Origin of the sequence: uncultured Campylobacter sp. (assembly GCF_937921625.1) — a bacterium.
GTDB lineage: Bacteria > Campylobacterota > Campylobacteria > Campylobacterales > Campylobacteraceae > Campylobacter_B.
Window position 1 is genome coordinate 31,173 of the sequence record NZ_CAKZTI010000013.1, and the last position, 20,608, is coordinate 51,780.

A 20,608-nucleotide genomic window follows, 5' to 3' on the forward strand; every position below is an offset into this window, starting at 1 on the left:
CTAAATCTTCGGGGCGCAAGCCCCTCTTTTAAATAAAAATTCGAAAAATCGCTGTGAAATCGAAAGGTTTTTCTCACGCGAAAATTTCGTTATAAAACTCGCTACGACGAGATTTAAAATTTATCAAAAAATCACGAGTTAGAAATGATAGGCGCGCCGTTCCTCAGACTTTAAAGTTTAGCTCTAATTTTGAAATTTTACCGAATATTATTTGTGTAAATAATGGCGCATGGGGAATTATTTAAATTCTAAAGGGATTAGCTATGATAAAAATAGACAAAAGCGAAATTTTAAAATATCTCGTAAACAACATAATAGACAAAGACCTATTAAGAGGTATAAACGCCCTTATCGACGAAAGTATTAAGTCATTAAAAATCGAGATAGACGGTAATAAAATTAGTCCGAGCGACGCGGAAAAAATCGTGAAAGATATACAAAGTAGCGATAAATTTAAAAGCTTGATAGGTGAAGCCGCGAAAAAGAACCAAGCATCCATCAAATCAGGTGGTGGATTTTGGTTCGGTGCTGTCGTAGCAGGAGCGATAGCTTATGGCGGATACGATATATTTTTGGAGCGTTATTCAATAGATGAAGAATACTCTTTTATCTCTAAGTGCGTCGGCGAGCAGGGTGAGGAGTATAAAAAAGACTATTGCGTTAAGCAACTAAAAAAGTGTTTAAAGGACGATAAAAAGATTCGCGAATGTTCTCGCGGATTGTCGGGTCGCTAGAAGCGGCGATCGATTTGTGATCACGCCATATCCATATTCAACGGGCTATGTATCGCTTGGCTCGTTCGTATCACCAAAAGCTATTTTTGAGCCCTCTTGTATATTTTCGCAAATTTCATCGCCTAAAATTTTTCTCTCGAAGCTATCGTCTATAAGCGTCTTATAGCGTTTAAGCTTTTTGTATTCATCGCTATCAAGCAGGAATTTATAAATTGCTTTTAATTTATCCGCCATTTTTTGCGAGCTTAAATTTTCGTTTTTAACTCTTTGCATGAGCTTTTCGTATGATTTTGCTCGTTTTTTTAAATAGCTTTCGTCATCTGAATTTTCGTCGAATTCTACAAATTCTATTAAAAAATTCGTCAATCCAAGCCTTATCTGACTAACTCCATTTCGTATATCGTCCACTAGCTCTTTGCATTTTCTATCATAATTTTCTGTCGCCATTTGTCGCCGAACCTTTCTGTAAAATTACGCTAATTATATCAAAATCTTACGGAAAGGAGGTGATTAAAATGAATACGTCAGATATGAGCCAGGACGAGCTTGATTTGTGGTCGAATATAAATAATCCAAACAATGATGCCGATATGGACGATTGGGCGGATGCGCATAATCCAAATAACGATGATTATTTGGGTGATGACGACGAGAATGAGTGATTTTATAGTTGTGACCGGTTAAATTTATATAGGTCGCCAAATTTGCGTCAAAAGCCGGATTAGGCTTATAAAGGAGAAATGATGGCAAAATCTGGAGTTAGGCCGCCAAATGGTCCGAGTACTACAGGTAATCCAAGCGGTAAAGGTCGCGGAAATAATCCGCCAAAAAAATAAATATTCTCCTCCTTCGGGGGGAGATAAATTTAAGGAAAGAGTATCATTTCGAGGACTGCGATTTTACGCCGCTTGTCGCAAAGTTTGAAAATCTAGACAAAATAACTTTAGGTTTTGGGAACAAAAAGACCAAACGATCGGTAAAAGACACATATCTAAATTTTGTTTTGCTAGATCGCTAAGTAGATAAAATTTTGTAATCTTGTAGATATCATTGCATTTAAAGAAAAGTGCGGCAACGACGGCTATACTAGCAACGCTAAAATAGTAAATTTTTACAAAGGAATGGACGTAAGGTAAGTCCTGTTGATTACGGCCCTTTCGTCTTGAAAAGATTTTTATGAAAGAAATACTTAAATTTTTAAGATTAAGATTAAACTACGGCTTTAAAAGCGATCTTGCTGTAGTTTTAGTAATTTTGGATATAATCGCCCTTAAAAACTAAGGTAAAAAATGTTCATAGACAGCGTAAAATTTAGCGTCAAATCAGGGGGCGGCGGCGCAGGTTGCGTCAGCTTCCGCCGCGAAAAATTCGTCATCTCAGGCGGTCCCGACGGCGGCGACGGCGGCGACGGCGGCGACGTGTATTTTAGGGTCGATAAAAACTCCCACACTCTCTCATCCTACAAGGGCAAGCGGGAGTTTAAAGCGCAAAACGGCGCGCCCGGCGAGGGTCGCAAAAAGACGGGCAAAAGTGGTGAGGATCTCTATCTTATCGTGCCTCCCGGCACCAGCGTTTACGACGAGGATAGCGGCGAGCTGGTGCTTGATATGCTAAATGACGGCGAGACGAGGCTGTTTTTAAAAGGCGGCAAAGGCGGGCTTGGCAACGTGCACTTTAAAAGCTCGATCAACCAAGCCCCCGAATACGCGCAAAAAGGCCTAGAGGGGCAGACGCGCGAGGTGAGACTAGAGCTAAAACTCATCGCCGACGTGGGGCTCGTAGGCTTTCCAAACGTCGGCAAAAGCACGCTAATCTCGACCGTCTCAAACGCCAAACCTCAGATCGCAAACTACGAGTTTACCACGCTCACGCCAAAGCTCGGCCTCGTCGAGGTGGACGAATACAGCGGCTTTGTCATGGCCGATATCCCTGGCATCATAGAGGGGGCTAGCGAGGGGCGCGGGCTTGGCGTGCAGTTTTTAAAACACGTCGAGCGCACTAAAATTTTGCTTTTTATGCTCGATCTTGCAAACTACCGCAGCCTTGAGGAGCAGTTTGACGCGCTGAGGGCCGAGACGGCGAAATTTTCAGAGGGACTTGCAAAAAGAGACTACGCGATCGCTCTAACTCGCGCGGACGCGGCCGAAAATTTGCAGGAAAAATTTGACGCATTTTTAGCGCATTTGGGACTCGCGGGTGCGGCTGACGAGATAAAATTTAAACAAGATATTTATGAGTTTAACTCCGCTAAGCCGTTTTTTGTAATGCCGATATCTTCGGCGACGGGACAAAATATAAACGAGCTAAAATTTAACCTGCTTGAACTGCTTAAAAAGGAGCTGTAGGCTGCGGTAAAAGTTGCGCCGTAGAGGGCTTTTGCGAACGCAGGCCTTAAGCGTGCCCGCATATGCGGGTAAATTTTATGTTTACCGCTTGCAAATGTCGCAAAAAGATAAAATTTAAGAAGGCGAAATGAATAAAATTTTTATTCTAGTATTTCTATGCTTCGGCGCATACGGCTGCGATCCCGCCGATCCGGTGCCGAATTTTATGGACTTTAACGACAAGGATCGTGGCGGCGTGCTGAGTTTGCAGGAGTGGATGGCGAGCGAGGTGTCGTCTGGGCTGAGAGTAGAGCTAAATCTGCGCTCGGGCCCTGAATTTAAGAGGTTGGACGCTAATCGTGACGGCAAGATTAGCCTGGATGAGTTAGGGGCGAAACCGTCTACAAAGATTTATTGGTCCGAAGATCCGTGCGCTTTTTGGCCTTGGCCAGACGGATCCGAGGATAAAAATCAATCCACCGTCAAATAAGGCGCGAAAAACGAATGATGCGGCCTTTTGCGCGGAGTTTGGTTTGTGCGATGCGTATAAATTTTACTTCCCGCGAGCGGGTACGAACCGGTTTTACTCCGCGGTCTGCGTAAAATTTATTTCGAGCATGATTAGCGCCTGCATGATCGCTCGCGCCGTGATTTGGCTAAATTTAAAGGAAAAGAATGAATATAGTTTTTATGGGAACGCCCGAGTATGCGGCTAAAATTTTACGCGCGCTTGCGGAGGCAAAATTTGAGATCGCGGCCGTATTTACGCAGCCAGATAAACCCGTCGGCAGGAAGCAAATTTTAACTCCGAGCGAGGTTAAAGTTTATGCGCAGCAATGTCTGCCCACCGTGCCGATATTTCAGCCTGCGACACTCAAAGACGAGGCGGTCGCAGCGCAGATAAAAGAGCTAAAGCCTGATTTTATCGTGGTTGCCGCATACGGTAAAATTTTGCCACAGGCCGTCCTTGATATTGCGCTTTGCATAAACTTGCACGCTTCGATCCTGCCAAAATACCGCGGCGCGAGCCCCATCCAAAGTGCGCTACTAGCGGGCGAGAAGCAGACGGGAGTGACGGCGATGCTGATGGATGCGGGGCTTGATACGGGCGATATGCTTGATTTTGCCTACACGCCTTGCGAGGATAAAATGGCGGCGCAGCTGTTTGACGAGCTCGGGGATCTCGCGGGCGAGCTTATAGTACGAGTGCTACGAAATTTTGCAAATTTGACGCCGCTTAGGCAGGACGATGCGCAGGCTACGCACTGCAAAAAAATAGCAAAATCCGACGGCCTTTTTAGCTTTGATGAAAAAGCAGGGCAAATTTATAATAAATTTCGCGCATTAATGCCATGGCCGGGGATTTATCTAGTTAGCGGGCTAAAAATTTTGGATTTAGAAATCATGCGCGAATTTTGCGGGCGTAAATTTGAACGCGCTGGCGAAATTTTAAGCGTCGACAAGCTTGGCTTTGGCGTTGCATGCAGCGAGGGCGCGGTTAAGATCATAAAGGTGCAAGAGTCCGGTAAAAAGCCCGTAGACGCTAGCGCGTATCTAAACGGCAAGCGCCTTGGTATCGGCGATATAGCTTTGTAATATGAGTAGAGTAACGGTAGCAAGCGCGCCACAACGTCAAATTTATCAGTAAATTTAAAAGGAATAAAATTTGAGAATAGAGTTCGCAGATAGCGTCCCATCTACGCAAAAAGTTTTGGTCGAAGGGCTGCGAAACGGCGAAATACAGCCGCCTTTTGCGCTAGTGGCAAAGGAGCAGACACAAGGTATCGGCAGTAGAAACAACACGTGGAGCGGGCTGGAGGGTAATCTATTTTTTTCGTTTTGCATGAGCGAGACGGCGCTGCCCGGCGATCTAAAAGGCGAGTCAGCATCGATTTACTTTTCGATGATAATGCGCGAAGTGCTCGCGGCTCGCGGCTCTCAAATTTGGCTAAAATGGCCGAACGATTTTTACGTCGACGACAAAAAAATCGGCGGAACTTTGACGACGAGAGTCGGCGAAATTTACGTTTGCGGCATGGGTATAAATCTAAAAAACGCGCCCGAAAACGCCGGAATTTTAGATATAGACGTAAGTCCTAGCGTTGCGGTCGGAGAGTTTTGCAAGCAGCTACAAACGGCTCCGTCATGGGCGGAAATTTTTAAAAAATTTGAGAGCGAATTTGAAAAATCAAGAGAATTTATCACGCACTTTGAGGGCGAAGAGGTGTCACTCAAATACGCAAAACTCCTATCTGACGGCTCTTTGGATATAGATGGACGAAGGGTTTTTTCGCTCAGATAAATTTGCTTAAATTTGACGTAAAATTTAATATTTTTACAAAATATCGGCGGGGACGAGCCGCGAAATTCTTTCAGAAATTTTAAAGCCGAAACTAAACTTGGACAAAGTAAGTTTTTTGTAAAATTAATCAATTAAAAAACAAAAAAATTGGAAAATTCTCATGTGTGAAATTATAACTATCGCAAACCAGAAAGGCGGCGTCGGAAAGACGACTACGGCGGTAAATTTGGCTGCATCGCTAGCGGTAGCCGAAAAAAAAGTCCTACTCATTGACATCGATCCGCAAGCAAATGCGACAACTGGAATGGGCTTTAGTAGAAACGACTACGAATATAATATATATCACGTACTCACCGGCCGCAAAAAGCTGTCTCAAATAGTGCTAAAAACCGAGATACCGACGCTTTTTCTAGCGCCTTCAAACATCGGTCTCGTAGGCATCGAGCAAGAACTAAGCGAACAAAACAAAGACTATCAAAAGATACTAAAAAGTAAGATCGAAGAGGTCGAGGGGCAGTATGATTTCATTATAATCGATAGTCCTCCGGCGCTGGGCAGCATCACCGTAAACGCACTAAGCGCTAGCGATAGCGTGATAATCCCGATACAGTGCGAATTTTACGCATTAGAGGGACTTGCGCAAATTTTAAATACGGTAAAAATCATCAAAAAAACCATAAATCCGAAGCTAAATATCAAAGGATTTTTGCCGACTATGTACAGTTCGCAAAATAACCTCGCCAAGGAAACCGTGGCAAATTTAAAGCAGCATTTTGAAAATAAACTGTTTAAAAACAAGGATATGGGCGATGAATTCGTAATAGTACCGCGAAACGTAAAGCTTGCCGAAAGCCCGAGCTTTGGTAAGCCAGTAATTTTATACGACATAAAATCACCCGGCTCGGTAGCGTATCAAAATTTGGCATGCTGTATTTTAGGATAACGAATGGCTAAAAAAGGCGGACTAGGGCGCGGACTAGAAGCGATTTTGGGTGATGTAGAGCTAGCGTATAAAGCTGAAATAAACGAAGGTAACAGCGAAATAATAAAAGAAATAGACCTTGAGTTGATTACCGAAAACCCGTATCAGCCGCGTAAAAATTTCGACGAAACTGCGTTAAGAGAGCTTAGCGAAAGTATCAAAAGACACGGACTCATCCAACCGATCATCGTCATAGAAAAAGACGGCGGATATATGCTGATCGCGGGTGAGAGGAGATTTCGCGCGACCAAACTGCTTGGCGAAAGCAAGATAAAGGCCATAGTCGCCGACATCGAGAGCCAAAGCCTGCGCGAACTAGCGCTCATAGAAAATATCCAAAGAGAGGACCTAAATCCGATTGAGCTTGCAAATTCTTATAAAGAGCTCATAGACGAATATAAAATTACTCAGGACGGACTTGCAAACATCATCCACAAAAGTAGGGTTCAGATAACAAATACCATGCGGCTTTTGAGTCTTAGCGCCGTGACGCAGGAGTACATAAAAGAGGGCAAACTAACGCAAGGACACGCCAAGGTCATCGTGGGGCTTGAGCCAAACGATGAAAAAACAGCGGTCGATACTATCATCGGGCAGCGCCTTAGCGTGCGCGAGACGGAAAATTTGGTCAAAAATCTAAAAAATAAATTACCGCCTAAAGCTGCACTTAAGTTAGATGAAAGATATCTAGAAAGACTAACAAATTTAAAAGAGATTTTTTCTAAAATTGACGTACCGGTTAAGATAAAAGGCAAAAAAATCACTATCGAATTTGATGACATAGCTGATATCGATAGGCTAATAAACAAGATAAAATAAAAATATTTATTTAAATTTAGCTTGTTTTATCCTTTTTTTTTGTAAAATAAGCGCGATTTTATTATGCTTAAGAAAATATTAAACTTTAAGGAGATTTGATGTTGGAAATTAATTTGCCGTTAGTCGTCCTAACGGCAGTTATTTTTCTAGGGCTTATCGCCGTTTTAAATTCCATCCTTTACAAGCCTCTACTTAAATTTATAGACGCTAGAAACGATGCGATAAAAAACGACGAAGAGAGCGCTAGTAAAAATACGAGCGATCTTGGCGTGTACGAAGCGCAGATAGAACAGCTCATAGCCGCTGCAAGAAGCGAGGCGGGCAAAATAAAGCAAGAGGCTATCAATGCCGCAAAAGACGCGGCCGCTAAGATAGTCAGCGAAAAGCGCGGAGTTTTGGAGGCTGATTATGACGCATTTATCCAAAATTTAAACTCTCAAAAGAGCGATTTTAGAGCTGATTTGCAGCAAAAACTACCTGAACTTCAAGCTGCTTTAAAAGCAAAACTCGCAAGGATTTAATATGAAAAGCAAAATTTTACTTTTATTATGTCCTTTTGTTTTAATGGCGGACGGCGGATACGACATCGTGCCTAGAACGATAAACTTTATCGTTTTTGCTGCGATTTTGTATTATTTTATAGCAAACCCTATCAAAAATGCCTACAAGGGAAGAATTGCCGGTATCGCGGCAAGACTTGATAATATCGAGCAAAAACTAAAAGATTCAAAAGCCAAAAAAGACGATGCTCTAAGGCGCGTAGAAGAGGCAAAAGCAAATGCCGCTAGCTTAGTAGAAACCGCTAGAAAAGAGGCTGTTTTGATCTCAGAGCGCATCAAAGAAGAGACTAGACAAGAGGTCGCAAATTTGGAAAAAAGCTTCCAAGATCAAAAAGAATTTGAAAAAAGACGCATGGTTAAGTCTGTCGTGGGCGAAATTTTAAATGAAATTTTTGCAAGCGACAGCGTCAAAATGGATCAAAGCGAGCTTATCAATATCATGCTTAAAAGGGTCGGCTAATGAAAGAACTTATCGCAAAAAAATACGTAAAAGCCCTAGTTAGCGACCTTAGCAAAGATGAGTTTAATAGCTTTACCGCCAAGCTACAAGAGATCGCAAACGCATTTGCAAATGAAAAATTTCAAAATATCATCGTTTCGCCGAATTTAAAAAATAGTCAAAAAGCTGATTTTGTTCTATCTTTAGTCGGTGAGGCGGATCAGAAATTTGTAAATTTCATAAAACTACTCGGCGAAAATAAAAGACTTGATATTTTGCCTAATATCGTTTCAGAGCTTTTAGCGCAAAAATCAAAAATGGATAATGTTTTTTACGGCAAAATTTACGGCGGCTCGCAGATCAGTCAGGCTCAAATTTCAGAGCTTGAAAGCAGCTTTTCTAAGAGATTTAACGCAAAAATCATTTTAGAGCCGGTAAAAAGCGACTACAACGGCATCAAGATCGAACTAGACGATTTGGGCGTGGAGGCTAGCTTTTCGGTAGATAGGCTAAAAGCCCAAATGAGCGAATACATATTAAAAGCAATATAAAGGAGAAAAAGCGTGAGTGCAAAAATAAAAGCAGATGAAATCAGCGCCATCATCAAGGAAAGGATTGAAAATTTTAGCCTTAACGTTGATGTGAACGAGACGGGCAAAGTTATATCCGTGGCCGACGGCGTTGCTAACGTTTACGGCCTAAAAAACGTTATGGCTGGCGAGATGGTCGAGTTTGAGAACGGCGAAAAAGGCATGGCTCTAAACCTAGAGGAAAGTAGCGTCGGTATCGTTATTTTGGGTAAAACGGACGGCATCAAAGAGGGATCAAGCGTAAAACGCCTAGCTAAGCTTTTACGCGTTCCTGTGGGCGATGCTTTGATAGGCCGCGTTGTAAATTCACTCGGCGAGCCGATAGATGCTAAAGGCCCGATCGAAGCTAGCGAGACTAGATTTGTCGAGGAAAAAGCAAAAGGTATCATGGCCAGAAAGAGCGTTCACGAACCGCTTCAAACTGGTATCAAGGCTATCGACGCGCTAGTACCGATCGGCCGTGGACAACGCGAGCTCATCATCGGCGACCGCCAAACCGGTAAAACTACCGTCGCGATAGACACCATCATCAACCAAAAAGGTCAAGACGTTATTTGTATCTACGTAGCGATCGGACAAAAACAATCAACGGTCGCTCAAGTCGTTAAAAAGCTAGAAGAGTATGGTGCTATGGAGTACACTATCGTCGTAAATGCAGGCGCTTCCGACGCTGCTGCACTTCAGTACCTAGCTCCTTATGCTGGCGTAACAATGGGTGAATATTTCAGAGATAACTCTCGTCACGCCCTAATCATCTATGACGATCTTTCAAAACACGCCGTCGCATACCGCGAAATGAGCTTGATTCTTCGTAGACCGCCGGGCCGCGAAGCGTATCCTGGCGACGTTTTTTATTTGCACTCTCGTTTGCTAGAACGCGCATCTAAGCTAAATGATAAGCTAGGTGCAGGCTCCCTAACAGCTCTTCCTATTATCGAGACACAAGCGGGCGACGTTTCGGCGTATATTCCGACAAACGTTATTTCTATTACCGATGGTCAAATTTTCCTTGAGTCTGACTTATTTAACTCAGGTATCCGCCCTGCGATCAACGTCGGTCTTTCGGTTTCTCGCGTCGGCGGTGCGGCCCAGATAAAAGCGACCAAGCAAGTTTCTGGAACATTGAGACTTGACCTTGCGCAATACCGCGAGCTTCAAGCGTTTGCACAGTTTGCGAGCGACCTAGACGAGAGTTCGAGAAAACAGCTCGAGCGCGGTCAAAGGATGGTCGAGGTATTAAAACAGCCTCCTTACAGCCCGCTAGCCGTTGAAAAGCAAGTCGTTATTATCTTTGCCGGTACGAAAGGCTACTTAGATGATATCCCGACTGTAGCGGTTACAAAATTTGAAGCTGAGCTTTATCCTTATATTGAGGCGAAGTATCCTGAAATTTTCGAGCAAATTCGAACCAAAAAAGCACTTGACAAAGAGATCGAGGAGCTTTTGCATAAGGCGCTAAAAGACTTTAAAGCGACGTTTGCCGCTAACTAAGGCTAGAATATGTCAAATTTAAAAGATATAAAACGAAAGATCAAGAGCGTCCAAAACACTCAAAAGACGACGCGCGCGATGAAGCTGGTATCTACGGCTAAACTTCGCAAGGCTGAAGAAGCAGCTCGTCACTCTAGGGTTTATGCGCTCAAGATCAACGAGGTTTTATCTGAAATCGCCTATAAGATCAATCAATATCGCTCCGTAAACGCCGAGAGTAAATTTTTCGACGTTAAGGAGAATATCGAGAAGGTCGATATTATATTCGTTACCGCAGACAAGGGTCTTTGCGGCGGTTTTAATATTCAGACCATCAAAACCGTTAGAAATATGATTAACGAATTTAAGGCGAAAAAAGTAAAGATAAGACTTCGCGCGGTAGGTAAAAAAGGTATAGAATTTTTTAGCTTCCAGGGTATAAATTTGCTTGAAAAATATGTCGGCGTGAGCTCGTCTCCAACCTATGAGAAAGCTCAAAATATCATAAAAGACGCGATAGACGACTTTATAAGCGGTGTGACTGATAAAGTTATTTTGGTACATAACGGCTATAATAATATGATCTCGCAGCAAATTCGCATAAACGACATCGTTCCGGTCGAGCCGCCGAAACTCGTCGAAGTGGAGACGAATTCTTTGATGGAATTTGAGCCGAGCGACGACGGTAAAATTTTAAACGAACTACTTACTAAGTATTTCGAATATAGTATGTACTACGCTTTAGTAGATAGTCTTGCGGCTGAGCACAGCGCCAGAATGCAGGCAATGGATAATGCGACCAACAACGCCAAAGAGCGCGTCGCGCAGCTAAAACTATCGTATAACAAGGCTCGCCAAGAGTCTATCACCACTGAGCTTATCGAGATCATCAGTGGCGTCGAATCAATGAAATAATTAAGGAGTATGGATGAAAGGTATCATTTCTCAGGTAATGGGTCCGGTAGTCGACGTCGATTTCACGGATTATTTACCCAAGATCAACGAAGCCGTCGAAGTAAATTTCGAGGTTGAGGGCAAGCAAAATAGACTCATACTAGAGGTTGCCGCACACCTTGGCGATAACCGCGTAAGAACGATCGCCATGGATATGAGCGAAGGTTTAACCAGAGGCCTTGAGGCTACGGCTCTTGGTGCGCCTATTAGCGTTCCGGTTGGCGAAAAAGTTTTAGGCAGAATTTTCAACGTCGTCGGCGATCTAATCGACGAAGGCGAAGGTGTAGAATTTGACAAAAAATGGTCTATTCACCGCGATCCTCCGCCGTTTGAAGAGCAAAGCACAAAAAGTGAAATTTTTGAAACAGGCATAAAGGTAGTTGACCTTTTGGCTCCTTATGCAAAGGGAGGTAAGGTTGGACTATTCGGCGGTGCCGGCGTTGGCAAAACGGTTATTATCATGGAGCTTATCCACAACGTTGCATTTAAACACAGCGGTTACTCTGTATTTGCAGGTGTTGGCGAGAGAACTCGCGAAGGAAACGACCTTTATCACGAGATGAAAGAAAGTAACGTTTTGGACAAAGTCGCCTTGTGCTACGGCCAGATGAACGAGCCACCAGGGGCAAGAAACCGTATTGCTCTAACAGGTCTAACGATGGCTGAGTATTTCCGCGACGAGATGGGACTTGACGTTTTGATGTTTATCGACAATATCTTCCGTTTCTCTCAGTCGGGTGCAGAGATGTCGGCGCTTCTTGGACGTATCCCGTCTGCTGTTGGTTATCAGCCGACTTTGGCAAGCGAAATGGGTAAATTCCAAGAGAGAATTACATCAACTAAAAAAGGCTCAATTACTTCGGTTCAGGCTGTTTATGTCCCTGCAGACGACCTTACCGACCCAGCTCCTGCGACCGTTTTCGCACACCTTGATGCGACTACCGTTCTAAACAGAGCTATCGCGGAAAAGGGAATTTATCCTGCGGTCGATCCGCTTGATTCGACATCAAGAATGCTCGATCCTCAAATTTTGGGCGGTGAGCACTATAAAGTAGCTCGCGGCGTGCAGGCGGTTTTACAAAAATATAAAGACCTCCAAGACATCATCGCTATCCTTGGTATGGACGAGCTTAGCGAAGAAGATAAGGTCACAGTTGACCGCGCTAGAAAGATAGAGAGATTTTTATCTCAGCCGTTCTTCGTTGCCGAGGTATTTACGGGAAGCCCTGGTAAATACGTAAGTCTTGAGGAGAATATTGCTGGCTTTAAGGGAATTTTGGAAGGTAAATATGATGATTTGCCGGAAAATGCATTTTATATGGTAGGAAACATCGACGAGGCGATAGCAAAAGCTGAAAAACTTAAAGCCTAAATTTAAAGGAAAAAGTAATGAATAAATTACATTTAGAAATCGTTACGCCTGAGGGTTTAGTGTTTTCAAACGATATCAAAAGCGTAGTTTTGCCTGGTAGTGAGGGTGAGTTCGGGGTTTTGCCCGGACACGCTTCGCTTATTTCGCTTTTGAAAGCCGGCGTTATAGACATCGAGAGCGAAGATAAAAGCCATGATGCCGTCGCGATAAACTGGGGATATGCCGAGATAAACGAGGGTAAGGCGACCATCCTTGCCGACGGTGCCGTTCACGTGTCTGGAAATTCCGAGAGCGAGATAGCAAATTCATTGCAAAAGGCGAAGGATCTGATCGCTAGCATGAGTAGCGAAAATAACGCTATGGCCGCTGCCGTAGCAAAACTAGATAGTATGGCTCGGACAAGATAGTGGCTGGGCTTGATATTTTTTTGAACTACTTATCAAGAAGTAGTTTTATTACTATATTCGTACTTAGTTGGCTCTCTTTTTATTTCATAATAAGCCTTACCATACTTTTATCTCGTATGGCAGGGCTTAGCTCTTGGCAAAAAAAAGAACAAAATGCTCTTGAGTCGTTATTAATGGGCGGGTCTAAACATGTTTTAAACGAATCCATTTTAAAACGGTTTATAAGTGGCTCGATATCTAGAGAGAAGCTCTCGGTCGCCGTTAGTATCGCTGAGCGAAATGCAACTAGTGGCATTACTTGGCTTAGTATTATTGCTTCTACATCGCCTTTTATCGGACTTTTCGGCACGGTTGTTTCTATCTTGGAGACCTTTTCTCAGCTTGGTCAAGGCGGAGGAAATTCGTCGTTAGGAGTTATTGCTCCAGCTATTAGTGAGGCTCTCGTGGCTACCGGAGCAGGTATATTTGTAGCGATTCCCGCTTATACGTTTAGCTTGCTTATCAAACGAAAAGCGTATGAGCTCATGGGTGTCATCAGGCGTGAAGTCGATATCCTAGTAACGCTTAAAGAAGATCAATGATAAATCTCGACGAAACTCCGGAGCTAAACATAACTCCACTTGTGGATATCATGCTTGTTTTGCTGGCGATCCTTATGGTTACGACGCCTACTATCGTTTATGAGGAGCAAATTTTGCTACCGGACGGCTCAAAAACTAAAACATCCTCGGCTCAAAAAAAAGATTTGACTGTTATCGTTGATGCCACAAAAAAGGTTAGAATAGATCAAAATACCATGAATTTGCGCGAACTTCCTGACAATATAGTGCTTATCGGGGCAAAATACGATAAAAACTCGCCTGTTTATATTAAGGCCGACAAAAGCCTCATATACGATGATGTGATGTTTGTTTTAAAGAGTGTAAAAAACGCAGGCTTTACAAAGGTGGCGCTCCAAACTAATGGATAAATTTGATCTCAAATTTAACACTTCCGGTTACTTCTTACTATCGGCTTTTCTTTACCTTTGTATCATAAGCGGTATTTTTATTAAGCTTACTTATTTTAAAGAAGAGCCGAAAAAATACACCGATACTAAAGATGCTTTTATGGATATTATGATAGTTGAGCGCGAGCCCGACATCACCGTAAAAGCACCTGAGCCTAAAAAAGAGATTGTAAAAGAGGAAAAACCTCAACCGGTAAAGGAAGAGGTTAAAAAAGAAGAGCCAAAGCCGGACACTACAAACAAGCCGCCTGAACCGGATCCTGCACCGCCAAAACCTGAAGAAAAAAAAGTTGAAGAGCCAAATTTAAAGGATTTATTTGGCAGTATCGACACCTCTAAACTAAAAGAAGATAAGGTTGTTAAGAAAAAAGAGCAACCAAAAGAGCAAAGTCGTAAAAAACCGGAAAAAGCCCAGATAACTAGCCAGCAAAAAAAAGCTAGCGACGTTATAAATGCGCTTACCTTAGATCAGGTTGCCAAGACTCCAAAGTCGCAAATGACAGGCGAATATAACGAATACTTCGGTATGATTAGTAGAATTTTGCAGAGTAAATGGAGTGCTTATAAGGCTGATTCTACTGATGAGGCGGAGGTTGAGATCGTCATTGGCATTGATGGATCGTTTAGTTACGATATAAAAAAGTTATCATATAATAGCGAATTTAATAACAAAGTTAGGGATTTCTTGCAAAGTATGACTTTTGAGAAATTTCCGCCGCCTACCCAGATAGGCAGAGCTGTTAGGCTCGGAACCAAACTAGAAGACAAACTAGAATAATGGAGGAAAAATGAAGAAAATTTTACTTTTTCTTGCTTTTACCAGTTGGCTTTTTGCCGTTGATGCAACTATTTCGGTCGTCAACAAAGGCTTAGCCCTACCAAAAATCGTGCTTCAAGATGCGACAACGGCCGTCGGCGATCAGGCTTTTAAAAGCAAATTTCATAAAATCATGTTGGGCGACTTGAAGGTCAGCTCTGATTTTGAGGTTGTGGACGAATATATCGCCAGTAGCTATGAGGGCGACTCGAACACGAACGTTATGAGCGAAAAAGGCGCGCAGCTTATATTTAGATACGCGCTTGAGGGCTCTGCAAACTCGCCTCTAACCCTCAGGGTTAAGCTAGTTAATGCAAAAACGGCGACTACTCAGTACGAGAAAATTTACAATATGAACGACGGGGCAAAGTATCCGTTTATCGCACACAAAGCGATAGTTGAGCTCATTAACGAGCTAAAAATGCCGCCTGTAAACTGGATGGAAAAATTTATCATTTTTGCTAAAGGAACGGGCTCTAAGCAAAGTGAGATCGTCATAGCCGACTACACTTTGACGTACCAAAAAGTACTTGTTCGCGGCGGTTTGAATATATTTCCTAAATGGATAGGAGCTGATCAGAGCGCGTTTTACTACTCTGATTACAGCGGTAAAAACTTAGTTCTTTATAGATACGATGTTGCAAGCGGCCAAAAAACTAAAATTTTAGATAGTAAGGGAGGTATGCTAATAGCCTCTGATGTTAGTCAAAACGGAGATAAAATTTTGCTAACTATGGCCCCACAAGATCAGCCTGATATCTATATATATGATCTAAATTCAAAAAGGCTTTCTCAGGTAACCAACTATAGCGGTATAGACGTTAACGGCAACTTCGTCGACGGCGATAGACGCGTAGTTTTCGTTTCCGATAGACTCGGCTATCCTAACGTATTCGCGCAAAACGTCGATGGAAGCGGTTTTGAGCAGTTGGTATATCACGGCAAAAACAACAACTCCGTTAGTACCTATCAAAACTATATAGTTTATTCTAGCAGAGAAGACGGCAAGAGTAGCTTTGGAACGAGAGATTTTAACATTTATATGATATCTACGCAGACTGACTACATTAGGCAACTAACCGCAAGCGGTAAAAATTTATACCCTAGATTTTCTAGCGACGGGCAAAGCGTAGTGTTTATAAAAGAGCTTGGAGGCCAGAGTTCTCTTGGCATAATTCGCGTAAATGAGAACAAAAGTTTCCAATTTCCGTTAAAAATCGGCAAAATTCAGTCGATTGATTGGTAATATTTAGTAAATTTTATGATATAATCACGTTAAATTTCTATAAAAGGATGAAAATGAAAAAAGTAGTTTTAACTTCTGCTGCTATTGCGGCTTTATTGTTGAGCGGTTGTAGCTCTAAAAACCCTGAAGTTGATATGAGCGCTGACGCTAATCAAAATATGGGCGGTATGAACTCAAGCGATAACATGATGAGTGATAGCGAGAGATTGCAACAATTAATCTCAAGCATTGAAGGTCAAGTTCAAACTGTATACTTTGACTTTGACAAATTTAATATCAAAGGCGACATGCAGTCTGCTATCAACACAAACGCAGGTCTATTTAATCAATCAGAGGCTCAAGCTCTTTCTGTAAAAGTAGAGGGTAACTGCGACGAATGGGGTACAGATGAGTATAACTATGCACTTGGTCTAAAAAGAGCAAAAGCTGCTAAAGACGCTCTTGTAAAACAAGGTGTTGCTGCTGATAGAATCACAGTTGTAAGCTATGGCGAAAGCAATCCTGTTTGCACAGACAAAACAAAAGCTTGCGACGCTCAAAACAGACGCGCTGAATTCAAAGTTCTTCCATAATTAAGTTTATGACGAATTTAAAAACTTTCGTGGCTCTTTTTATAGGAGCCACCCTCTCTTATTCCGCTTCCAGTGAAATTTCAGTATTTGATGCTGGGAATTTAGATAGCTCGAGTCCCTACGGTTTGACTGATAACGAAAAAACTTTTCTAAAAAACAAGCAAAACGTAGAAAATTTAAGTAGAAATATGGGCGACGTTGAGTCAAATTTAAATGCTATGCAAGAGCGCTTAGAAGGCTTGCAGAGCGTACTAGACGGACTGAACTCAAGAATGTCTAGGATAGAAAAAAGACTAAACGATATCGAAGGAAACGACGGAAATTCTACAGCAAAAAGCGATTTTGACGAGCTTAAAAAATACGTAGAAGAAAGCCGAAAAATACAAGAGACCAACAACGCAAAAATCACCAAAGCCCTTAAAGATATGGGCGCTTTGATAGATAAGAGCAACGCCGCACCTGCTGCCACAAAAAAAAACGATGAAGACAAGCCGGTAGCTAGCAGTAGCCCAGCCGCTGCTGAGTCGCAAGCTCCGAAAATTGATTTTACCAAGCAAAAAAATCAAGACGTAGCAAGCGAAGCCAAAAAGCTATTTGACGCAGGTAAGCTCGATGATGCAAAGGCTAGATACGAGTATCTTTTAAGCAAAGATCATAAGCCTGCAATGGCGAATTTTTATCTCGGTGAGATAGCGTATCAGCAAAAAGCTTACAACAACGCCATAAAATACTACCAGCAAAGTATCCAGCTCTACGACAAGGCCGAGTATACACCAAAGCTTCTTTATCACACTGCTATTAGCTTTGATAAGATAAAAGACACGGCAAGTGCAAATAAATTTTACAAAGCGCTAAAACTAGGCTATCCGGACAGTAAAGAAGCCAAAGCCGCACCTACTCGAAACTAAAACATTCTTTAATAAATTTAACGATATAATCACGTTATTTTCATAAATAGGAGAAGAACGTGAAAGAACAAGTTATAGCTATGTTTTATGAGCTAAAAGACGCAAAAACGGGCGAAATTTTAGAGTCCAATATGCAAGTAGGGCAGGAAATTTCCTTTTTAACGGGCCGCGGACATATCATCGAGAAACTAGAAGAAGAGGTTGCCAAACTAGAAAAAGGCGAAACGAAGGTTATCATTATCCCGGCTGCGCAGGCTTGCGGTGAGTACGACTCTAGCGCGGTTCAGATGTTGCCTAAAGAGCAATTTGCTGGCATCGAGCTAAAAGAGGGGATGGAGCTTTTTGGTCAAGGCGAGCATGGTGAGAGCGTACGCGTGATAGTAAAATCTATCGGCGAGGACGACGTAACGGTTGATTTTAACCACCCTTACGCAGGCAAAGATTTGGAGTTTAAGGTTCAAATTTTCGACAAACGCGATGCTACAGAGGACGAGATAGCTACCGGCATGGTAGGTGGCGTACATACATGCGGTTGCGGCGGACATGATCACGACCATCATCACGGCGAGGGCGGTTGTTGCGGAGGCCACGGTCATCACGAGCATAAAGAGGGCGGTTGCTGCGGCGGGCATGGTCATCATCACGATGACGGCGGATGCGGTTGCCACTAAGAGTATCTAGATGAGAGCGGCGTTTATATTTCCGGGACAAGGCTCGCAAAGTATCGGCATGGGTAAGGAAATTTACGAAAATTTTCGCCCGGCCGCCGAGTTTTTGCAAAATGTAAGTGATAGCCTAAAAATTGACTTTTCAAATCTACTTTTCAACGAAAATAACCTTATAAACAGGAGCGAATTTACCCAGCCCGCCATCGTTTTAAATTCGCTTATGTGCTATCTTGCTTTTAAGCAAAGCGTAAATTTAGAGCCCAGCTTTGCGCTTGGCCACTCTTTGGGCGAGTTTAGCGCGCTTGCGGTTAGCGGCGCATTTGATTTTATCGATGCGCTTAGGATCGTAAATTTACGCGGTAAATTTATGCAAGAGGACTGCGCTGGCAAAGACGTGACGATGAGCGTTATTTTGGGTCTTAGCGACGAGACAGTCGAGCAAATTTGCAAAAACGCGCAAGCGGACGGCCATCAAATTTATGCCGCGAACTACAACTGCGACGGCCAGATCGTGATCGCGGGGCTAAAAGACGACATTGCCAAATTTGAGTCCGCGTTTAAAGAAGCGGGCGCTAAGCGCGTATTGCCTCTAAATATGTCCGTCATCAGCCACTGCCCACTTTTAAAGAGTGCTAGCGAGAAGCTAACAGCGCAGTTAGAGCCGGCATTGGCTTCTAAATTTGCCCCAGTCGTTTCAAATGCCTCGGCGAAGGCTTACGGCACCAAAGACGAAGCGCTAAATTTGCTAAAAGCTCAGCTCGTTAGCCCCGTTTTATACAAGCAAAGCATCAAAAGCATCGAAAATGAGGTTGATATTTTCGTGGAGTTTGGTGGTAGCGTGCTAAAAGGCATCAACAAAAAAATCACTGAAAAGCCGACCTTTAGTGTCACCGATCTTAGCAGCCTTGACGAGCTTTTAAAGGAGCTTAAATGATAGCGATCTTAGGCGCGATGCGCGAGGAGGTCGCTCCTCTGCTTGAGCGCATCAAGGACTACAAAGAAGTTAAGCACGCAAATAACGTATTTTACCTAGCAAATTTCGGCAACAAAGAGCTTGTGATCGCCTACTCAAAGATCGGCAAGGTAAACGCCGCCCTGACCGCAAGCGCGATGATAGAGAAATTCGGCGCCGACAAGCTACTTTTTACCGGCGTCGCAGGCGCACTAAATCCAAATTTGAAAATCGGCGATATGCTTTACGCGACTAGCCTAGTGCAGCACGACGTCGATATTACGGCGTTTGGACACCCGCACGGCTACGTGCCTGAGACTAGCATCTTTATCAAAAGCGACGACGCTCTAAACGCGCTAGCCTCTAGCGTCGCGGCAGAAAAAGGCATCGAGCTGAAAGGCGGCATCATAGCCACGGGCGATCAGTTTATCTGCGATAACGCTAAAAAAGAGTGGCTAAAAGCGACCTTCAAAGCCGATGCGGCCGAGATGGAGGGCGCTAGCGTGGCGTTAGTTTGCGAGAGTTTGGGCGTGCCGTTTTTCGTGCTTCGCGCGATCAGCGACGAGGCGGGCGGCAGTGCGGAGTTTGACTTCGATAAATTTTTGCAAGACTCGGCAAACGTCAGCGCGCAGTTTATGCTCGCTATGATCGAGCGGCTATGATAGAGCTTAGCAAGCGTCTGCTGCGCCAGGTTGGGCAGACCAACGCCAGATACCGCATGGTGTGCGGCGGGGATAAAATTTTGCTCGGTCTTAGCGGCGGCAAGGACAGCCTCGCGCTCGCGCACGTGCTAAAGCATATGCAAAACGTCACGCCTGAAAAATTTGAGTTTAAGGCCGTGACGCTAAGCTACGGCATGGGCGAGGACTATGCCTATCTCACGCGCCATTGCGCCGAGCACGGCATCGAGCACGACGTGATCGATAGCTCGATCTTTGAGATATCTAAGGATAAGATCCGCAAAAACTCCAGCTTTTGCAGCTTTTTCTCGCGCATGAGGCGCGGCTATCTCTACACCTACGCGCTCGAGCACGGCTTTAACAAGCTCGCCATCGCCCACCACCTCGACGACGCGGTCGAGAGTTTTTTTATGAATTTTACTTATAACGGCGCACTACGAACGCTTGCTCCAAAATACGTCGCAGCAAACGGTATCGAGGTTATCAGGCCGTTTATATTCGTGCGCGAACGACAGCTACGCGAAAACGCCGTGCGAAACGGGCTTACGGTTATCGGCGACGAGGCGTGTCCGGCGATGCGATTTGATATCAAGATGCCTCACGCTAGAGCCGAAACTAAGGAGCTTTTGGCAAATTTAGAAAAGCAAAATCCAAAGCTTTTCGTCTCGCTAAAGGCTGCTTTTGAAAATATCCACAACGATACGTTTTTCGCCTCTCAGGCTCAAAATTTGACCGACGAGGAGTGAGGACTCGTCAAATTTAGCTTAAATTTGACCGCTCTTTCGGTCAAATTTGACTTTTGC

At 43.6% G+C, this 20,608-nt stretch carries 26 protein-coding genes; 25 read left to right on the forward strand and 1 reads right to left on the reverse strand.

Features of this window, described 5'->3' with window-relative positions; translation table 11 throughout:
* Positions 1-263 precede the first annotated feature (263 nt).
* Complete coding sequence (locus Q0101_RS01815; protein WP_297941719.1) at positions 264-734, forward strand: hypothetical protein; 471 nt, start codon at positions 264-266, stop codon at positions 732-734.
* A 45-nt stretch (positions 735-779) separates the two neighbouring features.
* Here the strand turns inward: Q0101_RS01815 and Q0101_RS01820 are convergent, their stop codons facing one another.
* Complete coding sequence (locus Q0101_RS01820; RefSeq protein ID WP_297941721.1) at positions 780-1,181, reverse strand: hypothetical protein; 402 nt, start codon at positions 1,179-1,181, stop codon at positions 780-782.
* Between the two features lie 68 nt (positions 1,182-1,249).
* Here Q0101_RS01820 and Q0101_RS01825 point away from each other — a divergent pair, with 68 nt between their 5' ends.
* The 24 genes from Q0101_RS01825 (at position 1,250) to Q0101_RS01940 (ending at position 20,551) form a co-directional block, all read left to right on the forward strand.
* A complete protein-coding gene (locus tag Q0101_RS01825) occupies positions 1,250-1,396 on the forward strand; it encodes a hypothetical protein (RefSeq protein WP_297941722.1) in 147 nt (48 codons plus the stop codon).
* Positions 1,397-2,023: 627 nt separating this feature from the next.
* Positions 2,024-3,079: a GTPase ObgE gene (gene obgE, locus Q0101_RS01830; protein ID WP_297941725.1), complete on the forward strand. Its 1,056-nt coding sequence runs from the start codon at positions 2,024-2,026 to the stop codon at positions 3,077-3,079.
* Between the two features lie 127 nt (positions 3,080-3,206).
* A complete protein-coding gene (locus tag Q0101_RS01835) occupies positions 3,207-3,548 on the forward strand; it encodes an EF-hand domain-containing protein (RefSeq protein WP_297941727.1) in 342 nt (113 codons plus the stop codon).
* Positions 3,549-3,733: 185 nt separating this feature from the next.
* The gene (gene fmt / locus Q0101_RS01840; RefSeq protein ID WP_297941729.1) at positions 3,734-4,654 is read left to right on the forward strand and encodes a methionyl-tRNA formyltransferase; all 921 of its coding nucleotides are present in this window, start codon (positions 3,734-3,736) and stop codon (positions 4,652-4,654) included.
* A gap of 70 nt (positions 4,655-4,724) precedes the next feature.
* Positions 4,725-5,360: a biotin--[acetyl-CoA-carboxylase] ligase gene (locus tag Q0101_RS01845; RefSeq protein WP_297941731.1), complete on the forward strand. Its 636-nt coding sequence runs from the start codon at positions 4,725-4,727 to the stop codon at positions 5,358-5,360.
* Between the two features lie 160 nt (positions 5,361-5,520).
* Positions 5,521-6,303, forward strand: coding sequence for an AAA family ATPase (locus tag Q0101_RS01850; RefSeq protein WP_002947459.1), 783 nt, complete (start codon positions 5,521-5,523; stop codon positions 6,301-6,303).
* Positions 6,304-6,306: 3 nt separating this feature from the next.
* Positions 6,307-7,161 (forward strand): ParB/RepB/Spo0J family partition protein, encoded by an 855-nt coding sequence (locus Q0101_RS01855; RefSeq protein WP_297941734.1) that lies wholly within the window; start codon positions 6,307-6,309, stop codon positions 7,159-7,161.
* Positions 7,162-7,259: 98 nt separating this feature from the next.
* Positions 7,260-7,682, forward strand: coding sequence for a FoF1 ATP synthase subunit B' (locus Q0101_RS01860; protein WP_297941736.1), 423 nt, complete (start codon positions 7,260-7,262; stop codon positions 7,680-7,682).
* Position 7,683: 1 nt separating this feature from the next.
* Positions 7,684-8,181, forward strand: a complete 498-nt coding sequence (locus tag Q0101_RS01865; RefSeq protein WP_297941738.1) for a F0F1 ATP synthase subunit B — start codon at positions 7,684-7,686, stop codon at positions 8,179-8,181.
* Positions 8,181-8,711 carry a F0F1 ATP synthase subunit delta gene (locus Q0101_RS01870; RefSeq protein ID WP_297941740.1) on the forward strand — a complete coding sequence of 177 codons (531 nt, stop codon included), beginning with the start codon at positions 8,181-8,183 and terminating at the stop codon, positions 8,709-8,711. Before Q0101_RS01865 ends, Q0101_RS01870 begins: the two co-directional genes overlap by 1 nt.
* Before the next feature lie 12 nt (positions 8,712-8,723).
* The gene (atpA, locus tag Q0101_RS01875) at positions 8,724-10,241 is read left to right on the forward strand and encodes a F0F1 ATP synthase subunit alpha (protein WP_002952438.1); all 1,518 of its coding nucleotides are present in this window, start codon (positions 8,724-8,726) and stop codon (positions 10,239-10,241) included.
* A 9-nt stretch (positions 10,242-10,250) separates the two neighbouring features.
* Positions 10,251-11,135, forward strand: coding sequence for an ATP synthase F1 subunit gamma (gene atpG / locus Q0101_RS01880; protein ID WP_297941742.1), 885 nt, complete (start codon positions 10,251-10,253; stop codon positions 11,133-11,135).
* A 13-nt stretch (positions 11,136-11,148) separates the two neighbouring features.
* A complete protein-coding gene (gene atpD / locus Q0101_RS01885) occupies positions 11,149-12,546 on the forward strand; it encodes a F0F1 ATP synthase subunit beta (RefSeq protein WP_297941744.1) in 1,398 nt (465 codons plus the stop codon).
* A 17-nt stretch (positions 12,547-12,563) separates the two neighbouring features.
* Complete coding sequence (atpC, locus tag Q0101_RS01890; protein WP_002952434.1) at positions 12,564-12,953, forward strand: ATP synthase F1 subunit epsilon; 390 nt, start codon at positions 12,564-12,566, stop codon at positions 12,951-12,953.
* Entirely contained in the window at positions 12,953-13,534 is a 582-nt protein-coding gene (locus Q0101_RS01895; RefSeq protein ID WP_297941746.1) for a MotA/TolQ/ExbB proton channel family protein, read from the forward strand. The genes atpC and Q0101_RS01895 overlap by 1 nt, the downstream gene beginning before the upstream one ends.
* The gene (locus tag Q0101_RS01900; protein ID WP_009494953.1) at positions 13,531-13,923 is read left to right on the forward strand and encodes a biopolymer transporter ExbD; all 393 of its coding nucleotides are present in this window, start codon (positions 13,531-13,533) and stop codon (positions 13,921-13,923) included. Before Q0101_RS01895 ends, Q0101_RS01900 begins: the two co-directional genes overlap by 4 nt.
* On the forward strand, positions 13,916-14,740 hold the full coding sequence (locus Q0101_RS01905) for a TonB C-terminal domain-containing protein (RefSeq protein WP_297941749.1): 825 nt from the start codon (positions 13,916-13,918) through the stop codon (positions 14,738-14,740). Before Q0101_RS01900 ends, Q0101_RS01905 begins: the two co-directional genes overlap by 8 nt.
* Before the next feature lie 10 nt (positions 14,741-14,750).
* The gene (gene tolB, locus Q0101_RS01910; RefSeq protein WP_297941752.1) at positions 14,751-16,025 is read left to right on the forward strand and encodes a Tol-Pal system protein TolB; all 1,275 of its coding nucleotides are present in this window, start codon (positions 14,751-14,753) and stop codon (positions 16,023-16,025) included.
* 53 nt (positions 16,026-16,078) lie between these two features.
* Positions 16,079-16,597, forward strand: coding sequence for an OmpA family protein (locus tag Q0101_RS01915; protein ID WP_039895131.1), 519 nt, complete (start codon positions 16,079-16,081; stop codon positions 16,595-16,597).
* 8 nt (positions 16,598-16,605) lie between these two features.
* Positions 16,606-17,505, forward strand: a complete 900-nt coding sequence (locus Q0101_RS01920; RefSeq protein ID WP_297941758.1) for a tetratricopeptide repeat protein — start codon at positions 16,606-16,608, stop codon at positions 17,503-17,505.
* Positions 17,506-17,564: 59 nt separating this feature from the next.
* Complete coding sequence (locus Q0101_RS01925) at positions 17,565-18,176, forward strand: peptidylprolyl isomerase (RefSeq protein WP_297941761.1); 612 nt, start codon at positions 17,565-17,567, stop codon at positions 18,174-18,176.
* Positions 18,177-18,186: 10 nt separating this feature from the next.
* Complete coding sequence (gene fabD, locus Q0101_RS01930; RefSeq protein ID WP_297941764.1) at positions 18,187-19,107, forward strand: ACP S-malonyltransferase; 921 nt, start codon at positions 18,187-18,189, stop codon at positions 19,105-19,107.
* Positions 19,104-19,787, forward strand: a complete 684-nt coding sequence (locus Q0101_RS01935) for a 5'-methylthioadenosine/adenosylhomocysteine nucleosidase (protein ID WP_297941767.1) — start codon at positions 19,104-19,106, stop codon at positions 19,785-19,787. Before fabD ends, Q0101_RS01935 begins: the two co-directional genes overlap by 4 nt.
* On the forward strand, positions 19,784-20,551 hold the full coding sequence (locus Q0101_RS01940) for a tRNA 2-thiocytidine biosynthesis TtcA family protein (RefSeq protein ID WP_297941770.1): 768 nt from the start codon (positions 19,784-19,786) through the stop codon (positions 20,549-20,551). Before Q0101_RS01935 ends, Q0101_RS01940 begins: the two co-directional genes overlap by 4 nt.
* The last annotated feature ends 57 nt before the right edge of the window (positions 20,552-20,608 follow it).

Coding starts and splice junctions, on each gene's coding strand:
- Q0101_RS01870 (WP_297941740.1), top strand. CDS start 8,181: ATGAAAGAACTTATCGCAAAAAAATACGTAAAAGCCCTAGTTAGCGAC.
- tolB (WP_297941752.1), top strand. CDS start 14,751: ATGAAGAAAATTTTACTTTTTCTTGCTTTTACCAGTTGGCTTTTTGCC.
- Q0101_RS01915 (WP_039895131.1), top strand. CDS start 16,079: ATGAAAAAAGTAGTTTTAACTTCTGCTGCTATTGCGGCTTTATTGTTG.
- Q0101_RS01820 (WP_297941721.1), bottom strand. CDS start 1,181: ATGGCGACAGAAAATTATGATAGAAAATGCAAAGAGCTAGTGGACGAT.
- Q0101_RS01850 (WP_002947459.1), top strand. CDS start 5,521: ATGTGTGAAATTATAACTATCGCAAACCAGAAAGGCGGCGTCGGAAAG.
- atpG (WP_297941742.1), top strand. CDS start 10,251: ATGTCAAATTTAAAAGATATAAAACGAAAGATCAAGAGCGTCCAAAAC.
- Q0101_RS01860 (WP_297941736.1), top strand. CDS start 7,260: ATGTTGGAAATTAATTTGCCGTTAGTCGTCCTAACGGCAGTTATTTTT.
- Q0101_RS01940 (WP_297941770.1), top strand. CDS start 19,784: ATGATAGAGCTTAGCAAGCGTCTGCTGCGCCAGGTTGGGCAGACCAAC.
- obgE (WP_297941725.1), top strand. CDS start 2,024: ATGTTCATAGACAGCGTAAAATTTAGCGTCAAATCAGGGGGCGGCGGC.
- Q0101_RS01835 (WP_297941727.1), top strand. CDS start 3,207: ATGAATAAAATTTTTATTCTAGTATTTCTATGCTTCGGCGCATACGGC.
- Q0101_RS01905 (WP_297941749.1), top strand. CDS start 13,916: ATGGATAAATTTGATCTCAAATTTAACACTTCCGGTTACTTCTTACTA.
- atpC (WP_002952434.1), top strand. CDS start 12,564: ATGAATAAATTACATTTAGAAATCGTTACGCCTGAGGGTTTAGTGTTT.
- fabD (WP_297941764.1), top strand. CDS start 18,187: ATGAGAGCGGCGTTTATATTTCCGGGACAAGGCTCGCAAAGTATCGGC.
- Q0101_RS01900 (WP_009494953.1), top strand. CDS start 13,531: ATGATAAATCTCGACGAAACTCCGGAGCTAAACATAACTCCACTTGTG.
- atpD (WP_297941744.1), top strand. CDS start 11,149: ATGAAAGGTATCATTTCTCAGGTAATGGGTCCGGTAGTCGACGTCGAT.
- fmt (WP_297941729.1), top strand. CDS start 3,734: ATGAATATAGTTTTTATGGGAACGCCCGAGTATGCGGCTAAAATTTTA.
- Q0101_RS01815 (WP_297941719.1), top strand. CDS start 264: ATGATAAAAATAGACAAAAGCGAAATTTTAAAATATCTCGTAAACAAC.
- Q0101_RS01935 (WP_297941767.1), top strand. CDS start 19,104: ATGATAGCGATCTTAGGCGCGATGCGCGAGGAGGTCGCTCCTCTGCTT.
- Q0101_RS01865 (WP_297941738.1), top strand. CDS start 7,684: ATGAAAAGCAAAATTTTACTTTTATTATGTCCTTTTGTTTTAATGGCG.
- Q0101_RS01920 (WP_297941758.1), top strand. CDS start 16,606: ATGACGAATTTAAAAACTTTCGTGGCTCTTTTTATAGGAGCCACCCTC.
- Q0101_RS01855 (WP_297941734.1), top strand. CDS start 6,307: ATGGCTAAAAAAGGCGGACTAGGGCGCGGACTAGAAGCGATTTTGGGT.
- Q0101_RS01825 (WP_297941722.1), top strand. CDS start 1,250: ATGAATACGTCAGATATGAGCCAGGACGAGCTTGATTTGTGGTCGAAT.